This is a genomic window from Clostridium aminobutyricum (assembly GCF_017255415.1).
Lineage (GTDB): Bacteria > Bacillota > Clostridia > Peptostreptococcales > Anaerovoracaceae > Aminipila > Aminipila aminobutyrica.
In genome coordinates, this window is sequence record NZ_JAFJZZ010000001.1 from 444,485 (window position 1) to 462,232 (window position 17,748).

The 17,748-nt window shown below is 37.7% G+C and carries 18 protein-coding genes and 1 riboswitch; of the genes, 15 read left to right on the forward strand and 3 right to left on the reverse strand.

Features of this window, described 5'->3' with window-relative positions; all coding sequences use genetic code 11:
- From JYB65_RS02205 to ribH, 11 genes are all read left to right on the forward strand, one after another.
- On the forward strand, positions 1-1,317 hold the full coding sequence (locus JYB65_RS02205; RefSeq protein ID WP_206580961.1) for an acetyl-CoA hydrolase/transferase family protein: 1,317 nt from the start codon (positions 1-3) through the stop codon (positions 1,315-1,317).
- A 57-nt stretch (positions 1,318-1,374) separates the two neighbouring features.
- Positions 1,375-2,493, forward strand: coding sequence for a 4-hydroxybutyrate dehydrogenase (locus JYB65_RS02210; RefSeq protein WP_206580963.1), 1,119 nt, complete (start codon positions 1,375-1,377; stop codon positions 2,491-2,493).
- 96 nt (positions 2,494-2,589) lie between these two features.
- On the forward strand, positions 2,590-2,760 hold the full coding sequence (locus tag JYB65_RS02215; protein WP_206580965.1) for a hypothetical protein: 171 nt from the start codon (positions 2,590-2,592) through the stop codon (positions 2,758-2,760).
- 112 nt (positions 2,761-2,872) lie between these two features.
- Positions 2,873-4,291: an APC family permease gene (locus JYB65_RS02220; RefSeq protein WP_206580967.1), complete on the forward strand. Its 1,419-nt coding sequence runs from the start codon at positions 2,873-2,875 to the stop codon at positions 4,289-4,291.
- 10 nt (positions 4,292-4,301) lie between these two features.
- Entirely contained in the window at positions 4,302-6,320 is a 2,019-nt protein-coding gene (locus JYB65_RS02225; RefSeq protein WP_206580969.1) for an ATP-binding protein, read from the forward strand.
- 116 nt (positions 6,321-6,436) lie between these two features.
- On the forward strand, positions 6,437-6,586 hold the full coding sequence (locus JYB65_RS02230) for a hypothetical protein (RefSeq protein ID WP_206580971.1): 150 nt from the start codon (positions 6,437-6,439) through the stop codon (positions 6,584-6,586).
- A gap of 65 nt (positions 6,587-6,651) precedes the next feature.
- Positions 6,652-7,479, forward strand: coding sequence for a DUF975 family protein (locus tag JYB65_RS02235; protein WP_206580973.1), 828 nt, complete (start codon positions 6,652-6,654; stop codon positions 7,477-7,479).
- 55 nt (positions 7,480-7,534) lie between these two features.
- A riboswitch (FMN riboswitch) is annotated at positions 7,535-7,648 on the forward strand.
- 279 nt (positions 7,649-7,927) lie between these two features.
- Positions 7,928-9,022: a bifunctional diaminohydroxyphosphoribosylaminopyrimidine deaminase/5-amino-6-(5-phosphoribosylamino)uracil reductase RibD gene (gene ribD, locus JYB65_RS02240; protein ID WP_206580981.1), complete on the forward strand. Its 1,095-nt coding sequence runs from the start codon at positions 7,928-7,930 to the stop codon at positions 9,020-9,022.
- On the forward strand, positions 9,023-9,673 hold the full coding sequence (locus JYB65_RS02245) for a riboflavin synthase (RefSeq protein ID WP_206580983.1): 651 nt from the start codon (positions 9,023-9,025) through the stop codon (positions 9,671-9,673).
- Positions 9,674-9,687: 14 nt separating this feature from the next.
- Positions 9,688-10,890, forward strand: coding sequence for a bifunctional 3,4-dihydroxy-2-butanone-4-phosphate synthase/GTP cyclohydrolase II (locus JYB65_RS02250; RefSeq protein ID WP_206580985.1), 1,203 nt, complete (start codon positions 9,688-9,690; stop codon positions 10,888-10,890).
- Between the two features lie 59 nt (positions 10,891-10,949).
- The gene (gene ribH / locus JYB65_RS02255; protein WP_206581749.1) at positions 10,950-11,411 is read left to right on the forward strand and encodes a 6,7-dimethyl-8-ribityllumazine synthase; all 462 of its coding nucleotides are present in this window, start codon (positions 10,950-10,952) and stop codon (positions 11,409-11,411) included.
- A gap of 106 nt (positions 11,412-11,517) precedes the next feature.
- Here ribH and JYB65_RS02260 read toward each other — a convergent pair whose 3' ends face one another.
- The 3 genes from JYB65_RS02260 to JYB65_RS02270 form a co-directional block, all read right to left on the reverse strand.
- A complete protein-coding gene (locus JYB65_RS02260; RefSeq protein WP_206580987.1) occupies positions 11,518-12,078 on the reverse strand; it encodes a flavin reductase family protein in 561 nt (186 codons plus the stop codon).
- A 132-nt stretch (positions 12,079-12,210) separates the two neighbouring features.
- Positions 12,211-13,413: an amidohydrolase gene (locus JYB65_RS02265; RefSeq protein ID WP_206580989.1), complete on the reverse strand. Its 1,203-nt coding sequence runs from the start codon at positions 13,411-13,413 to the stop codon at positions 12,211-12,213.
- 98 nt (positions 13,414-13,511) lie between these two features.
- On the reverse strand, positions 13,512-13,685 hold the full coding sequence (locus JYB65_RS02270; RefSeq protein WP_206580990.1) for a hypothetical protein: 174 nt from the start codon (positions 13,683-13,685) through the stop codon (positions 13,512-13,514).
- Between the two features lie 474 nt (positions 13,686-14,159).
- On the opposite strand from JYB65_RS02270, the gene JYB65_RS15185 reads away from it, so the two are divergent.
- From JYB65_RS15185 to JYB65_RS02290, 4 genes are all read left to right on the forward strand, one after another.
- On the forward strand, positions 14,160-15,305 hold the full coding sequence (locus JYB65_RS15185) for a YibE/F family protein (RefSeq protein WP_206580999.1): 1,146 nt from the start codon (positions 14,160-14,162) through the stop codon (positions 15,303-15,305).
- Positions 15,302-16,105 carry a YibE/F family protein gene (locus JYB65_RS02280; protein WP_206581001.1) on the forward strand — a complete coding sequence of 268 codons (804 nt, stop codon included), beginning with the start codon at positions 15,302-15,304 and terminating at the stop codon, positions 16,103-16,105. Before JYB65_RS15185 ends, JYB65_RS02280 begins: the two co-directional genes overlap by 4 nt.
- An 84-nt stretch (positions 16,106-16,189) precedes the next feature.
- The gene (locus JYB65_RS02285; protein ID WP_206581002.1) at positions 16,190-16,495 is read left to right on the forward strand and encodes a hypothetical protein; all 306 of its coding nucleotides are present in this window, start codon (positions 16,190-16,192) and stop codon (positions 16,493-16,495) included.
- A 55-nt stretch (positions 16,496-16,550) separates the two neighbouring features.
- Positions 16,551-17,735 carry a YibE/F family protein gene (locus tag JYB65_RS02290; RefSeq protein ID WP_206581003.1) on the forward strand — a complete coding sequence of 395 codons (1,185 nt, stop codon included), beginning with the start codon at positions 16,551-16,553 and terminating at the stop codon, positions 17,733-17,735.
- Positions 17,736-17,748: the final 13 nt, after the last annotated feature.

Genomic DNA, 17,748 nt, shown 5'->3' on the forward strand with positions numbered 1-17,748 from the left:
ATGGATTGGAAAAAAATTTATGAAGACAGAACATGCACTGCAGATGAAGCAGTAAAGAGCATTAAGTCAGGTGACAGAGTGCTATTTGCGCACTGTGTTGCTGAACCGCCAGTTCTTGTAGAAGCAATGGTTGCGAATGCAGCTGCATACAAGAATGTAACGGTTTCACACATGGTTACCCTTGGAAAGGGTGAATACTCAAAACCAGAATATAAGGAAAACTTTACTTTTGAAGGTTGGTTTACAAGCCCTTCAACAAGAGGATCCATTGCAGAAGGACACGGACAGTTTGTCCCTGTATTCTTCCACGAGGTACCATCTTTAATCAGAAAAGACATTTTCCATGTTGATGTATTCATGGTAATGGTATCCCCTCCAGATCATAACGGATTCTGCTGTGTGGGTGTATCTTCTGACTATACGATGCAGGCTATCAAATCAGCAAAAATTGTACTTGCTGAAGTAAATGATCAGGTACCTGTAGTTTATGGAGATACATTTGTTCACGTTAGTGAAATCGACAAGTTCGTAGAAACTTCACATCCACTTCCAGAAATCGGACTTCCTAAGATCGGTGAAGTAGAAGCTGCTATTGGTAAGCACTGCGCTTCCCTAATCGAAGATGGTTCCACATTACAGCTTGGTATCGGAGCTATTCCGGATGCTGTACTTTCACAGCTTAAGGACAAGAAACACCTTGGTATCCACTCTGAAATGATTTCCGACGGTGTTGTAGATCTTTACGAAGCAGGCGTTATAGACTGCAGCCAAAAGTCTATCGACAAAGGCAAAATGGCAATAACATTCTTAATGGGAACGAAGAGACTTTATGATTTCGCTGCAAACAATCCAAAGGTTGAATTAAAGCCGGTTGACTACATAAATCATCCATCTGTAGTTGCACAGTGCTCCAAAATGGTTTGCATCAATGCTTGCTTGCAAGTTGATTTTATGGGTCAGATTGTATCCGATAGTATTGGGACAAAGCAGTTCTCAGGAGTAGGCGGTCAGGTTGACTTCGTAAGAGGTGCATCCATGTCTATTGACGGAAAAGGTAAAGCGATCATCGCGATGCCTTCCGTTGCAAAGAAGAAGGATGGAAGTATGATTTCGAAGATCGTTCCATTCATCGATCACGGTGCAGCTGTAACTACATCCAGAAACGATGCGGACTATGTCGTAACGGAATATGGTATTGCTGAAATGAAGGGTAAGTCTTTACAGGACAGAGCAAGAGCGTTAATCAATATTGCACACCCTGATTTCAAAGATGAATTAAAGGCTGAATTTGAAAAGAGATTCAACGCGGCATTCTAATTGGAACCAGATCAATTAGTATCAGTTATAATTTGATTATATAATGGAGGTAAAATTATGCAAGCTTTAAGAGTAGTACCTAAGGTGTTTTATTTTGACACTTTCAAGGAATTTAATGACGAATTCAAAGTTGGAAAGAAAGACTTACTTGTAACAAACGAATGGATGTATACTCCATACGTTGCTCCACTAGGAGTTGAAACAAATGTAATTTTACAGGAAAAGTTTGGTACCGGCGAACCATCAGATGAAATGATCGATGCTATGGCAGCTGAAATGAAGAAGTATGACTTCGACAGAATTATCGCTTTTGGTGGCGGTACAATTGTTGATATCTGCAAAGTTCTAGCTCTTGACGTTCCTGAAAAGTCAGTTGATCTTTTCACTGGCGCAGTTGCTCCTAAGAAGATTAAGGAATTAGTAGTAGTTCCTACAACTTGTGGTACTGGTTCAGAAGTAACTAACGTTGCTATCGCTGAATTAAAGTCATTACACGTAAAGAAGGGTATCGCTGTAGACGAAACATATGCTGATATCGCTGTTCTTGTTCCTGAAACTGTTAAGGGGCTTCCTTATAAGTTCTTCGTAACAAGTTCCGTTGATGCTCTAATTCATGCTATTGAATCATTCCTATCACCTAAGGCATCTCCTTTCACAGAAATGTATTCCTTAAAGGCTATCGAAATGATCATGGCTGGATACAAGGAAATCATTGCAAAGGGTCAAGACGAAAGATTAAACAACCTTAAGAACTTCTGTCTTGCTTCTTGCTATGCTGGTATTGCTTTCGGTAACGCTGGATGTGCGGCAGTACATGCATTGTCCTACTCCATCGGCGGAGCTTTCCACGTACCTCATGGTGAAGCGAACTACCAGTTCTTCACAGAAGTATTCAAGATGTACATGAGAAAGGACCCTAACGGAAAGATTCAGCAAGCTAACCAGATCTTTGCTGATATCTTAGGCGTTCCAAATGATGAAAAGCTTTATGATGCTCTAGAAGACTTCTTGAACAAGCTAATCGCTAAGAAGCCTTTAAGAGAGTATGGAATGGTTGAAGCTCAGATCGATGAGTTTACTCAGAGCACTGTTGCTAACCAGCAGAGACTTCTTGGAAACAACTATGTATTCCTAACTGACGAAGAAATCAGAGAAATCTTCGCTAACTTATACTAATACGACTTCAGTATAGACAGAACAACCTAGATGAAAATCTAGGTTGTTTTTTTACTGTTTCAGATCGTATTTTTTCATAGGAAGCTTTGTGGTATAATGAACGCAACGATTGAATACAGCGTTGTATTTTTGCACCAAGCTTGCTTGGCTAGGCAAAACGGACAGCAGAGAGCAGAGCGAATCGGAGCAGCAGGCGTTGCTGCAAGGAAGTGTTCATTGAATCAACCTGTGACGCGGCTTGTATGGTATAATGAATGCAACTATTGATTCGGCGTTGCCGTAAGGAAGCATTCATTGAATCATACGGCGACACGGCTTGTATGATATAATAAAAGTGTAAATAATAAAGTTGACATGTATTAAATGTGGAGATGACTGAATGACTACAGAAAATAAAAAAAGTTTTGCGAAGGCACTAGGAAGAACAGATGTAATAGCCTTGGGATTCGGAACGATGGTTGGTTGGAGCTGGGTTATGCTTGCTGTCAGCTGGTTAAATCATGCCGGTTTCTACGGCACTTTGTTAGCATTTGTTATTGGTGCAGCAGTTATCGGTACGGTTGGACTTGCCTATGGAGAATTAGCGTCTGCGCTTCCTCTCGCCGGAGGGGAAATCGTTTACGTCTACAGAGCTTTAGGAGTAATTCCTGCTTGGATCGTTGGCTGGACGATGACATTTGCTTACATCGGCGTGGCAGCATGGGAAAGTATTGCCATCGCTACCGCATTAGATTATCTATTTCCTATTCCGCAGGTATTTCTTTTATGGGATATTGCCGGATATTCCGTCTATTTATCATGGACGGCGATAGGCTGCTTCGCTTCTATCATCATGCTTCTTTTGAATCTTTTCGGAACACATCCGGCCATTATCGTGCAAGTAATGGCTACGGCAGGGATGTTTATTATTGGATTTATTATGTTTTTCGGAGGAATTTCATTTGGAAGTATAGAAAATATCGGAGAGCCTTTCATCGATATCAAAGGTTTTTCCTATGTATTTCTGATGGTTCCGTCCATGCTTATCGGATTTGATGTTATTCCGCACTCCTCAGAGGAAATGAATCTGCACCCAAAGAATATCGGCAAAACGATTATGGTATGCATTGTATTGGCTTTTTTTTGGTATTTCACATTGATTATCGGGACGGCTTTTGCGGCTCCTGCTGAAATCAGAATGTCCGCTACCATGCCTACTGCAGATGTGATGGCTTATGCGTTTGGTGACGAAATCTTTGGGAAAGTGGTGATCTTGAGTGGCATCTTAGGCATATTAACGTCTTGGAATGGTTTTTTTATGGGAGCATCCCGATTGATTTTTTCTCTCGGAAGGGCAAAGATGCTGCCTCCTGTTTTCGGCCAATTGCACAGCAAGTATAGAACGCCCTGGCTGGCAACTCTTTTAGTAGGATCTATTTGCACCGCCGCACCTTTTCTGGGCAAGAATGCGTTGGTTTGGCTTGTCAATGCAAATTCCTTTTGCACTCTTTTTTCGTATTTATGTGTAGCGTTGGCATTTTTACTGCTGCGCAAAAAAGAACCGAATCTATATCGGCCTTTTAAGGTAAAAGGAGGAGAATTTGTAGGGATGGTCGCCGTAACTATTTCAGCCTTGTATTTCATTGTGTATATCCCTACCATTCTAGCTACTGACACAAGGATTTCAATGATATTTGTCGCCGTATGGATGCTGTTCGGGTTTACCATGTTGATCTATATGAAACTGAAATATGAAAAAACAGATCCCCAAGAACGTGAAATTTTAGTTTTTGGTGAAAAATACGCAAGGAAGTATTGAGGTCTATTGTATGAAAAAGGAAAATATGATTGTAATAATGATTTGTGTAGCTCTCTTCATTTTAGGAACCCTTGTTTATACAGATAATCCTTTCGATATTGATGACCGCTCCAAACAATTTGCCGTAAATCAAGAAGGAACGCATGGGTTTAATGAAAAGAGAGAACTTATTGTGGGCATCCCCGAAAATTTACTTTATTTAGCCTATCAATCAGAAGAAAAAGGGTTTTTAATCGATTACTTAAATGCTATTTTTGAACCTGCCAACATTCAACCTACGTATATACCTATAAAAAATCAGCAGGAAATGATAGCGGATTTGACCGAAGGCCGTATGGACTGCGCGGTTGTGACGGTAAATGAATTCATTCGTCGTCATTTGAAATCATTAAGCATTACGAAACCTTTGATGGAAATCAGAAACTCTATTTTTCTGTCTTCAAATTTATATGAATCGGCGAATGAGAGCAAAGCGCAATCCTTTTCAGGGGTTATAGTGAACCAATCCGATACGATACCACAAGGAGAGACGATTTCCTATAATGATGTCCCATTTAAGTTGTCGGAAGCAAGTACGGTTGAGGAGGCCATAAACTTAGCTTTACAAATGAAAGCAGATGGTATTATAGGGGATGAACAAGCGATAAGCATCTATTTAAGAAATCATGATTTACTGGATCAGTATACAGACTTAAATATAGATTTAGGCGGGCAAAATGTTTGCCTTATTGTAAATAGCCATGAGACAACGCTTTATGATACCATAAATCAAGAAGTTCAAGAAATAAAATCCAGTCCTCTTGTTGGACAATTGCAAAGCAAATGGTTTGGCTTTTCCTATTCGTTGCAGGAAGAAAATAGATTTGAGGATTTTTCCATATTGTTGCTCGTCGTATTTCTTGCTGTGTTAAGCACCTTTTTCTTATATTATTTGTTCAACAAAAACTTATATAAAGAATTGACGGAGAGAATGGAACAGCTTACGGCAAGTAAAAGAGAAATGAGCACCACGTTTAACGGTGTTTCCTACTATATGGCTGAACTTGATCCAAAAGGTATTGTAATCGATGTCAATAAAGCTTTTTTAATGTTTATTAAGCAAATGAATAACAATCAACCGATTGGCTTTCCTATTTGGAATACGTTAAAATTGCCGGAAGAATCTATTACAAAACTGCAGGCAGAAATTGAAAAAACAACTGAAAAAAATAAAGGACAATATATTGAACTGTCCTACGGAAAAACGATTTTGGATATTAACACCTTTCCAATTGAAAACAGCAAAGGTAAGATTGAGAAAATTTTATTTATGGCCAGTGATGTAACCGGTATACGTATGGCTGAACGTCAGATGCTTCAAAACAATAAAATGATTGCTGTCGGACAGTTAGCGGCCGGTGTAGCGCATGAAATAAGAAATCCACTTGGACTGATTAGAAATTATTGTTATGTTTTAAAAAATATGAATCCGGAGGATGAGGCTCAAAAAAGACAGGCCATACAAATTATTGAAAAATCTGTGGAGACTGCGAGTAAAATCATTACGAATTTACTGAATTTTTCCCGGATGAATACGATGGAGAAGGAACGTATTTATGTGCGAAACCATATTGATTCCGTTGTATCATTAAATTATGGAAAGCTCAAAAAAAAGCAGATAAAAATCTATGTAAATTGCATAGAGGATTTTATAGCGAATATCTGTGTGGAAGCCTTGGATATGGTTTTAATTAATTTATTGTCTAATGCAATGGATGCGATCCAAGAAAGTGGAAAGATAACCATAGATATTTATAAATATGAAGATGATTTCGGTATTATTGTAACCGATACAGGGGAAGGTATGGAAGAAGAAATTTTGAAAAATATCTATAATCCGTTTTTTACGACAAAGAAACATGGTCAAGGAAATGGTCTCGGATTATACATTGTATATAATGAAGTGCATAAAATGAACGGAACGATTGACGTGTTCAGTACACCTAATATAGGTACCAGCTTCAAAATAATACTACCGCTGAACAATTAAAGAGCGGAACCATATCTGAAAAATTTAGTATTATAGTATGTTAATTCCTTATGGAACCCTTAAACTTAGATTATAAAAATGGGATTTTGTTGAAAAATAGGGGTTTTTGTAATATAATGAACGCAGTGATCGGATCGGCGTTGCCTTTTTGCCCCAAGCTTGCTTGGCCCGGCAAAACGGACAGCAGGGAGCGTGAGCGAGTCGGAGGCGGAGCCGTTGCCGCAGGGAGGCGTTCATTGGATCATACGGCGACGCAGCTTGTATGATATGATACTTTCATGTTTAATTGCTTGTAAAAGCAAAAATCTAAAAAGGGAAGGGAAAGAGAAAAATGAATCACATTATCGTAACTGAGGCCAGTAAAAATATGCGGGCAATGGCCAGGGAGGCGTTAGCAGGTAAATGGCAAATAGCAGCCGTTGCCACTCTCGTATATTTAGTAGCAATCATGCTTCCAACAACTATATTAAATATTTTCTTTGGCGGTGAATTAGGATATTCAGGATTATCTTCACTATATACATTACTGGTAACCGGACCATTTACGGTTGGTTATAGTATGTTTTGCTTAAATTTATTTAGAAACCAAGAAATAGAAGTCGCTCAAGTGTTTTATGGATTTGAACGTTTCGGTAAAGCTTTTGGATTATGCTTTATGATGGGTCTGTTCGTTTTCCTATGGTCGTTACTTCTGGTTATACCTGGAATCATCGCCGCCTATCGTTACAGCCAGGCTTTTTTAATTATGATCGACCATCCGGAATATGGAATCATGCAGTGCCTAGCGGAAAGTAAACGCCTGATGACAGGAAATAAAATGAAATATTTTTGCATGGAATTAAGCTTTATCGGCTGGGTTCTTCTTGCTATTATTCCTACCATGATTTTGAACGGAATCGTTAGCGTAGTGTACCCTTACGCAATGGCGGGTGTGACGGGTGAAATCGTATCCTATATTGGCATGATTGGTTTCATTTGGCTGCAACCGTATATGAGTGTTGCAGGTGTAGCTTTTTATGAACTCGCAAACGGTAATTTAAGACCTGGGATTATTGAAGGAAATGCAACGATTGTAGAGGATAATAGACAATATACAGCAGAAACATTTATAGAAGAAAATAAAGAAAACCTTGATTCAGGGAATAATGACCAACTGTAATTAGGGTGTTGACACAATAGAACAGCTATGCTAGTATAAACACATACAATTTAATAAAGATCTTCAGGGCAGGGTGTGATTCCCTACCGGTGGTATAGCCCACGAGCCGCAAGGTTGATTCGGTGAGATTCCGAGGCCGACAGTATAGTCTGGATGGAAGAAGATAACAATTACAATTTATTTGTGATACGATTAGTTATATTGCTCTGAAATGTTTTCATTTCAGAGCTTTTTTAATCTTTTGCTTATTCTGATAAGCGATGGTTTTTAATGAAACTAATTTTTGATTAAGTCATTAACAAATATAAATCCGATAAAAGCCCTGAAATTTCTTTCAGGGCTTTTATCGTGGAGGAAATCCTTTGTATGATAAAGATTATTTTTTATTTTTTAGAATTAGGAAATCCTAATAGGTAAAAGCACTTTAAAGGACAAGGAGATGAATGGTTTGCTTGAAGAAAAATATATGGAATTAGCCTTAAAGCTTGCTCAAAAAGGCAATGGATGGACGAATCCCAATCCGATGGTAGGAGCAGTAATCGTCAAAAATGGAAGAATCATCGGTCAAGGATACCATGAAAAATACGGACAGCTGCATGCAGAAAGAAATGCTTTATCATCCTGCAGTGAATCGGCAGAAGGCGCAACGATGTATGTGACCCTTGAACCTTGCTGCCATTATGGGAAGACGCCACCTTGTACGGAGGCTATTATCGAGAACAAGATAAAAAAAGTAGTCATTGGTTCAACCGATCCAAATGAGTTGGTTGCAGGCAAAGGTATCAAACAGTTGGAAGAGGCTGGCATTGAAGTTGTAGTAGGAATGATGAAAGAGCAGTGTGATGCGCTGAATCATATATTTTTCAACTATATAAAAGAAAAAAAGCCCTTCGTTGCAATGAAATACGCGATGACTTTGGACGGTAAAATAGCGACCTATTCAGGAAAATCAAAATGGATTACGAGTGAGGAAGCCAGGGAACATGTTCATGGACTACGGCATCAATATATGGGAATTATGGTTGGAATAGGAACGGTCCTAAAGGATAATCCCATGTTGGACTGCCGGCTGCCGAATACCAAAAATCCAATACGAATCATCTGTGATACAACATTGCAAATCCCAATGGAGTCTCAGCTTGTACAAACTGCGAAAGAAATAGTCACGTATGTGGCGACTGCTTCGTCAGATACAGAAAAAATAAAGCAGTTGGAAGAAGCAAATTGCAAAGTCCTGAATGTTCATATCAAGGATGGACATATTAATTTACAAAACCTGATCGAAAGGTTAGGGGCAGAAAAAATTGACAGCATTTTATTGGAAGGCGGAGGGATGCTCAATTACGCTGCGTTAGAAAGCGGGCTGGTGGATCATGTTTACTGCTATATTGCACCGAAATTATTTGGAGGTGCACAAGCGGTTTCTCCGGTAGAAGGCCTTGGAGTAGAAAATCCGGATCAAGCATTTCTGTTAGAAAACCAAAAAATAACCTCGCTGGGGCAGGATGTTTTATTGGAGTTTGATGTCAAAAGAGGTGAATAAATGTTTACTGGAATCATTGAAGAAAAAGGAAGAATTAAAAGTATAGGCGTTGGACGAAATTCGTCTAGGCTCACGATCGAAGGCGATAAGATTTTTGACCAGATTCAAATCGGCGATAGTGTGGCAGTAAATGGAGTTTGCTTAACGGTATGCACCCTTTCGGGGAAAACGTTTGAAGCAGATGTAATGGGTGAAACAATAAGCAGAAGTTCACTGGGCGGTTTAAAACCCGGCAGCTGTGTAAATTTGGAACGAGCCATGGCAGCGAATGGGCGGTTCGGAGGACATATTGTGTCAGGCCATATTGACGGAACCGGAAGGATTGTAAGTCTTACACCTGATGAAATTGCGACATGGGTGAAAATTTCGGCACCGCCTAGTTTGATGAGGTATATCGTTGAAAAGGGATCGATTGCAATTGACGGAATCAGTTTAACAGTGGCAAAGGTGGAGCCAGACAGCTTCCAAGTTTCGTTGATACCGCATACCGGAAGTGAAACGACCCTCCTCGACAAGAGGCCGGGAGATATTGTGAATCTTGAAAATGATATCATAGGCAAATACATTGAAAAACTGATGGGACTTGAACATAGAAAAGAAAAAAATAAAAGCAGCATAACGATGGACTTTCTTGCAAAAAACGGATTTTAAAAAGGAGAAAAAGGATGTTTAAATACAATACAATTGAAGAAGCGTTAGACGCATTAAGACAAGGGAAAATGATTCTTGTAACAGACGATGAAGGCAGAGAGAATGAAGGGGATTTGATTTGTGCTGCAGAGTTTGCAACGACAGAAAATGTGAACTTTATGGCTACTTATGCAAAAGGCTTGATTTGTATGCCGATGAGCAAGACAATCGCCGATCAGCTTGGTCTTCATCAGATGGTTAGTAAAAATACAGATAATCATGAAACAGCATTTACGGTTTCCATTGACCATGTAAATACCACTACAGGCATTTCTGCTGCGGAACGTTCACTGACTGCATTGAAATGTGTGGAAGAAGGTGCAAAAGCATGTGATTTCAGAAGGCCCGGACATATGTTTCCCTTATTGTCGAAGCCTTACGGGGTGCTTGAAAGAGAAGGACATACGGAGGCGACGGTTGATCTGGTAAAACTTGCCGGGTTGAAAGAATGCGGACTGTGCTGTGAAATCATGAGAGAAGACGGGCATATGATGAGGACAGAAGAATTGATTGAATTCGCACAGGAACATGAGCTTGTTTTTATCACGATTGATGAATTGAAAAAATACAGAAAGCGTACGGAAGTACTTGTTGAACAGGTAGTTGGAACAAAGCTGCCGACTAAATATGGAGAATTTACAGTGTATGGTTATATCAATAAAATAAACGGAGAACATCATGTGGCCTTAGTGAAAGGGAACATAGATGTACACAAACCGACACTTTGCCGAATCCATTCCGAGTGCTTAACCGGAGATGCATTAGGTTCAATCAAATGTGACTGCGGAGATCAATACGCTGCAGCTATGGAACAAATCGCTCGCGAAGGAAATGGCGTGCTGCTTTATATGCGCCAAGAAGGAAGAGGCATCGGTCTGATTAATAAGTTAAAAGCCTATGCTCTTCAAGATAAAGGGATGGATACGGTTGAGGCTAATCTTGCCTTAGGGTTTGATGAAGACTTAAGAGATTATTCGATAGCGGCGCAAATGCTTAAAGATCTGGGTATTCATCAAATTCGATTGATGACCAATAACCCGGATAAGGTGAACCAGATTACGCAAAATGGAATCGAAGTAACAGAGAGAGTTCCGATTGAAATGGAAGCAAATCCATTTGATCGGTTTTATCTGAAGACAAAACAGGATAAGATGGGGCATATTTTAAATCTTCAATAGAAATATAGGATAGTTTAATAGGATATTATTTTAAAACGATAAGGAGAAATAAAATGAAAATGAAGGTATTTGAAGGAAATTTAGTAGCAAATAATATTAAGATCGGAATTGTTGCGGCACGATTCAATGAATTTATCGTATCCAAACTGTTAAGCGGTGCACTGGATGGCTTGACAAGACACAATGTGGAAGAATCAAACATTGAACTTGCTTGGGTGCCGGGAGCTTTTGAAATTCCTCTTATTGCGGGGAAGATGGCGAATTCAGGGAAATACGATGCAGTTATTTGTCTTGGTGCAGTAATCAGAGGCACGACCACTCATTATGATTATGTATGCAGTGAAGTATCAAAAGGTGTAGCACATGTTGCTCTTGAGTCGGGTATTCCTGTTATGTTTGGCGTTTTAACAACAGAAAATATTGAACAGGCTATTGAACGCGCAGGTACAAAAGCAGGCAACAAAGGATATGATTGTGCGGTAAGTGCTATTGAAATGGTAAATTTAATCAATCAGATTTAGGATTTTAAGAATTTCTGATTGAGCTTGTTCATCCTTAAAATGTACACCCTAAATAATAGACAAAAAATCTAAGATTTAGAGGTGTACTTTACTTGAGGATGGTTACTTATTTTGTAGTAGTTTGATACCCGTCTCCGGCTTTAAATGCAGATCCTATTTTTTCATTTAAATCAAAATATTCGGCGTTCATCATCACGATTGGCTTAATATTCAGCGCATTTGGTCTTTCGTTCTCTAAGCAGTCCTCATTTGCATATACTGCAACAATCTCGCCAAGAAACATTGTAAAATCAAATATGGGAATAGTTTGTATGACTTTACAAAGATAATTAATAGGGCATTCTTTAATCATTGGAGCTTTTCCGGCCTCATCATAAAATGACTCAAATACCTTTGATTTATCCGCTTTATTACCGGAAACTATTCCACAATAATCAGTCTCATTAATCAACTCGGAGGAGGGTATATTGACACTGAAAAAACCATTCTTCACCACTCCTGCCGTTGTATAGTGGGAATTCTTTAAGGAAATATAAAGTACGGGTTTTTGGCTTACAACGCCATATGCTCCGACGGTGGCATAATTCGGTTTTCCGTCGATGGTGGAACCTGCTAAAACAGTAATATATGGACCAAATGGAATATTCGCTATCTTTTTCTTACTCATAATTCATCTCTTTTCTAACTAAATTTTTGTTGCAACAAGGAAGATTATAAATTAGAAAATAAGAAAAATATAGACTTTTTATTCTCTATAGATTATCATATAGATAAAGTGCGCCCCTTAAATAAGAGGAGCTTAATGAGCTATACAATCATTTGTGACTTTATTTTTACTTTTAAATTTATCATAAATAATTTGACCGTCTATAATTGTGTAAATCGTATTTGTAAACACTTCCATAGGATTCCCATCAAATATTGCTATATCTGCATCTTTTCCGACTTCTATACTTCCAACTCGGTCTGAAACATTACAGATTTCAGCAGCATTAATCGTAATTGCTTTAAAACCTTCTTCCATCGGAAGGCCTTCTTTTACTGCAAATCCTGCGCAAATCGGTAAATATTGAATCCTAGTCACAGGATGGTCTGTTGTTAAAGCAATCTTAATTCCTTTTTTATATAATATTCCCGCGTTTTTAAAATCCATATTCTGTACTTCGATTTTTCTTCTGGAAGTAAGGCACGGCCCTAAGATAACTGGGAAAGTTGATTCTTTAATGATTTCTCCGATTAAATAGCCTTCCGTACAATGATCTAAAGTTAAATTAACATCAAATTCTCTTGCAATTCTTATAGCCGTCAGAATATCATCCGCCCTATGTGCATGGGCTTTCAATGGTATTTTTTTATTCAAAACTGGGAGCCAGCATTCACGCCTGAAATTTAATTCAAAAGGTTTTCCGGCTTTTTCGCTATCTTCTTTTTCTTTCAGGTATTGTTTTGCTTTAAATAATTCTTCTCTTAATAAAGCAGCAATCGTCATTCTGCTTGTTGGTATTTTTTCTAAATCATTATAATTGGATTTTGGATTTTCACCAAAGGCTATTTTCATTGCCGCAGGTTCAAGCACCAGCATGTTATCGATGGATCGACCGTTTGTTTTAATAAATGCAAATTGACCTCCCACTACATTTGAACTTCCCGGACCCGTCATAACGGATGTGATGCCAGAACAAATTGCATTATGAAATGCAGAGTCCATTGGGTTAATTGCATCAACACCTCTAATATATGGCGTTATTGGGTCTCTCATTTCATTGCAATCATCCCCCTCAAAATCTTTTTTTTCTTCCGTTATGCCTACGTGACAATGAGCTTCTATCAGACCCGGCAATACCCAGAGTCCTTCTGCATCGATCGTTTCAGTTATTTCGCCTGGATTAATATTGATATCTTTACCAACTTCAGCTATCTTCTTATCTTTAATTAATATGGAACCGGATTCTAAGGTTAAACCCGCCATAGTAAGTATTTTACCGTTTTTAATGAGTAACATATTTTACACCTTTTAAAAAGAGTAGCTATTAATAGCTACTCTTATGCTCCAATTTGTAATAGTATATAGTTACAGTTCTAGCATTGTTTAAATTGTCATTATCTAGTACAATTCTGAGCATTATTTGTTGTAGTATTGCTCTTATTGTCCATTTTGTTTTCCATCTTGTTGTTCATCTTATTTTCCATTTTGTTGTTCATCTTGTTGTTCATATTGTTCTCCATCTTGTTGTTCATCTTATTTTCCATTCTGTTATTCATTTTGTTTTCCATTTTAATCACCTCCGTCTATTATTATGTCTTCAAATTTAAAAATTATGAAAGAGATAATTAGGTGATAGGAGCTTAAAATTCAACATTTCTGGATTATTTAATATTTTTTCAAATTTTATGGAATTTGTATCAAATAAAAGCTTTAGGGAACTATCTTGGGCAGCAATCTGTAGGACCCTGAGTGTTCTTTGATTCACTCTTTGTCGTGTGAACCGGAGTATTGTTGAATCCAACCTTTGTGGCGTTAGTCATGCTTTGAGCTCCAGTTTCATTCTTAGCATCGCTAGTTGCTGTCTGAGTGTTGTTATTTGTTTTATTATCCATTTTAATCACCTCTACATTTTTTTATATTAAAAGTATTCTCTTATACTAAGACTTTTATCCTACGAAAAATTAATGTAAAATGAACGGAGTGACAAGGATGAGCGTAGAATCAAAAGACAGTCAAGATATACCTTGAAAGGAAGTAAAATCGTGGTAATAGAACAAAATCAAATAGGCATTCTATTTAAAAAAATAAAAACGTTAAAGAAAAAGGAGATAATACTGTATTTAATCGTGAGCATTATTCTAATAACAGGAGTTGTACCAATCTTTCATAATTATAATTGGTACGATACCACTATCGTCAAAATTAAAACCGTAGAAAATTCATTAAGCGAAGAATCAAAGGAGAGCAGTGCGAAGGAAAAATATTTTAATCAAGTTGTTATTGGGGTTATCATGAACGGAGACTATCTGGGACAGAACGTATTCTTGCAAAATAAATACTCTTCGTCAGGTGTATTGGATGAAAAATATAAAGCTAGAGAGGAAGTATTTATTAAAATCGACTCCGTTGACAATGGGAAAATAACCGGATCCATTATCGGCTTTAAAAGAGATAAATATATGGCTGTTCTATTAGCCTTATTTATTTTGTTTCTTTTTATGATAACAAAAAAGAAAGCTTTCTTTACTTTTATTTCTCTTACGGCAAATATTGCGGTTTTATGTTATGCGTTGAATTTAAATCATAAAGGGCATAACATATGGGTAATCAGTATATGTCTTGCACTTTTCTTTACTTTTTTTTCCTTGATTCTTATCAGCGGATTAAAAAAGAAAACTTTTGCTGCGATACTCTCAACCTTGATTTCATTATCTTTTACGATGATACTTTTCAAAATTTTCATGGTGTTTACGCAAGGCGTTGATTATACTTATATGGGGTATATTGCAGGTCAAAATTATTTGTCGGATCTTTTTCTATCGCAAATATTAATTGGGGGGCTAGGAGCCATCATGGATATTGCGATCACTGAGGCATCGGCAATCAACGAATTAGTTGATATAAATAGCAAAATATCCATAAAGGATTTAATAAGTTCGGGTCGTGAAGTGGGACATGACATCATGGGAACGATGATTAATATTATGCTGTTTACCTATATTTGCGGAATCATTCCTCTGATTATCTTAAAAATGAAAAATAACATTGAATTACATACCATTATAATATGGCAGGTACCAATGGAGCTATATGGATTTATGATTGGAAGTATTGGGATACTCCTAACAATACCCATTTCTTTGACTGTATCCATTATTGTTTTTAAGAAATTAAGGAGGTCCATATGATAAAAGTATTAGCAGTAATGTTAGTCCTATTGCTTTATATGATTGGCGGAAGCCGTGGCATCATAACTTTTAAATCCCTTTGCTTTAATATTGCAGTTCTTTCGATTTCAATTATATTGATGTCCTACGGATGGGACCCTGTGATCGTTACATTTATCAGTTGTTTAGTCATATGCTATATTACGTTGTTTTATCAAAATGGGAAAAATTCTAAAACAATAGCATCTTTCTGTTCGGTCATCCTTGTTCTGCTGGTTTTATTTTCGTTATCCTATTACGTAGGATATAAGGCCCATTTAGGGGGAGTCAACGAAATTATACGGTATGAAGATGAAATCGCCATGCTATCCCCTGATATTAATATTAATATGTCAAAAATAGCCGTTTCCATGATTATTACGGGGTTGATCGGAGCAGCGATGGATGCTTCCATCGCTGTATCCTCTGCTGTTTATGAAGTATATAAAAATAATCGATTGTTAAGCTTAATGGAGTTGTTCAAATCCGGTATTCATATTGGCAGCGATATTTTAGGCGCAACGGTAAATACTTTATATTTTGCCTGTCTCGGAGAATCTTTGGCACTTTTCGTATTATTAAAGACGTACCACTATTCCATATTGGAAGTGATTAATTCCAAAGCATTCTGTCAGGAATTTGTCGATATTATTGTTAGCTGTATCAGTTGTACGCTGGTTATTCCGCTGACTGCAATTGCGATCTCCTATATTTTAAAGAATTTGAATAAATTTGAAAGATATTTATTGGATGATGAATTATTTATAGAAATGAATAGCTAAGATTGTAATTTGACAAGGGCAATAGAGGAGGATAAAATATACGGATCAATGGTAGCTGACAAGTTGTGAATTTGGGGTAGAAGGATGAAACGGAAATGGTATAATCGAATATTTGCAGGCGTGGTGTGCATGGCTATTCTATTTACGATCCTATCCAGCACTTGTTTTGGTATTTCCAATGGAGATCATAAATGCAGCAGAAACCACTGCACTGTCTGCGAGCATTTAAAAGAGCTATTTAATATCTCCAGAGATATAGGGGATGGAATAGGTATCTTTTTATTGGCTTTTTTGGCTAAAGCTAGTTTTTCAGAAAAGGGTCCCCAGCTTTTTAAGTATATCATTTCTTTAGCATCCTTAATTTCATTAAAGGTGAGAATGAATAATTGAATGTAAACTCGCTGTAATTTTAAATGAAACAAGGATTTAGTTAAGGAGAGAATACGTGAAGAAAAAAACAAGAAAAGAAAATCTAATTATATTGATTGCAATAGTAGGTTCGATTTTGTTATTAATAGTAGGGAACCGAATTGCAATGGGCAAAACGTCCTTTTTTGATGAAAAGAGCAACTTGATCACTGCCGAAGCAACGGTAGTAAAGGTACTGAAAAACGACTCAGAAAATGATATAGTAACCTTTACCTGTAAAATAACAGAAGGTAAAAATATCGGTAAAGTGGTAACCGCCGGTCAAATGCTGGACCCTAATATGGGTTCACAAGTTCGAATTGTAGAAAAAGGGGATAAAATATTTTTAGGAGATGCCACTAGTTATGACATCGGAACCAAGTGGTTTATGTATGATTTTAACCGATTAGCGGAACTGAAATGGCTTGCAGCCGCATTTGCTGTTTTATTGCTTATTTTTGGCAGAAGCAAAGGTTTTCGAACCATCATATCGTTGGTTTTAACCTGTTCAACGATATTTTTTGTGTTTATTCCGGCAGTCCTATCCGGATTTAACATCTATGTCTGTTCGATTGCAACCTGTCTTTTTATAACGTTTATGGCTTTGTTGATTGTTCAGGGACCAAACACGAAAAGCTTAGCTGCCGCTCTCGGATGCTGCGGAGGTCTGTTTGTGGTAAGTACATTAACCATCATGATGAGCGAGATACTTAGGTTGAGTGGTTTGATAGACGAAGATTCGCTCTATCTGCTTTATTTAGATGCAAAAGATCCGATTCACTTGAAAGCGATTATTTTTGCTGCCATCACCATCGGTGCAATGGGGGCGATTTTAGATATTGCAGTAGATATTGCAGCGTCTTTACGCGAAGTTCACGAGCATGCGCATAAAAAATCGATTCACCAAACCATAAAATCCGGCATTACAATAGGACAGGATATTGTAGGAAGCATGTCCAATACTCTTATTTTGGCATACATCGGAAGTTCTCTTTCGGTCATATTATTGCTTCTGATTCACTCCGGATCGCTTCAAGATTTGATGAACAGTGAATTGATTGTGGTGGAAATTCTTCAAGCTTTGGCGGGAAGCATCGGCATATTATTTACGATTCCGCTGACTTCCATAAGCTGCGGGTTCTTATACAATAATTCAAAAGCTGTAAAAGAAACTCTCCCGTCAGAAATCGGAGAAGAAAGCCTATCCAAGCCAAGAGGATAGAAAAATAATTGAT

Excerpts from the sequence above, each read along its gene's own strand:
- JYB65_RS02205 (WP_206580961.1), top strand. The coding sequence starts at position 1 with ATGGATTGGAAAAAAATTTATGAAGACAGAACATGCACTGCAGATGAA.
- JYB65_RS02210 (WP_206580963.1), top strand. The coding sequence starts at position 1,375 with ATGCAAGCTTTAAGAGTAGTACCTAAGGTGTTTTATTTTGACACTTTC.
- JYB65_RS02215 (WP_206580965.1), top strand. The coding sequence starts at position 2,590 with ATGAACGCAACGATTGAATACAGCGTTGTATTTTTGCACCAAGCTTGC.
- JYB65_RS02220 (WP_206580967.1), top strand. The coding sequence starts at position 2,873 with ATGACTACAGAAAATAAAAAAAGTTTTGCGAAGGCACTAGGAAGAACA.
- JYB65_RS02225 (WP_206580969.1), top strand. The coding sequence starts at position 4,302 with ATGAAAAAGGAAAATATGATTGTAATAATGATTTGTGTAGCTCTCTTC.
- JYB65_RS02230 (WP_206580971.1), top strand. The coding sequence starts at position 6,437 with ATGAACGCAGTGATCGGATCGGCGTTGCCTTTTTGCCCCAAGCTTGCT.
- JYB65_RS02235 (WP_206580973.1), top strand. The coding sequence starts at position 6,652 with ATGAATCACATTATCGTAACTGAGGCCAGTAAAAATATGCGGGCAATG.
- JYB65_RS02245 (WP_206580983.1), top strand. The coding sequence starts at position 9,023 with ATGTTTACTGGAATCATTGAAGAAAAAGGAAGAATTAAAAGTATAGGC.
- JYB65_RS02250 (WP_206580985.1), top strand. The coding sequence starts at position 9,688 with ATGTTTAAATACAATACAATTGAAGAAGCGTTAGACGCATTAAGACAA.
- ribH (WP_206581749.1), top strand. The coding sequence starts at position 10,950 with ATGAAGGTATTTGAAGGAAATTTAGTAGCAAATAATATTAAGATCGGA.
- JYB65_RS02260 (WP_206580987.1), bottom strand. The coding sequence starts at position 12,078 with ATGAGTAAGAAAAAGATAGCGAATATTCCATTTGGTCCATATATTACT.
- JYB65_RS02265 (WP_206580989.1), bottom strand. The coding sequence starts at position 13,413 with ATGTTACTCATTAAAAACGGTAAAATACTTACTATGGCGGGTTTAACC.
- JYB65_RS02270 (WP_206580990.1), bottom strand. The coding sequence starts at position 13,685 with ATGGAAAACAAAATGAATAACAGAATGGAAAATAAGATGAACAACAAG.
- JYB65_RS02280 (WP_206581001.1), top strand. The coding sequence starts at position 15,302 with ATGATAAAAGTATTAGCAGTAATGTTAGTCCTATTGCTTTATATGATT.
- JYB65_RS02285 (WP_206581002.1), top strand. The coding sequence starts at position 16,190 with ATGAAACGGAAATGGTATAATCGAATATTTGCAGGCGTGGTGTGCATG.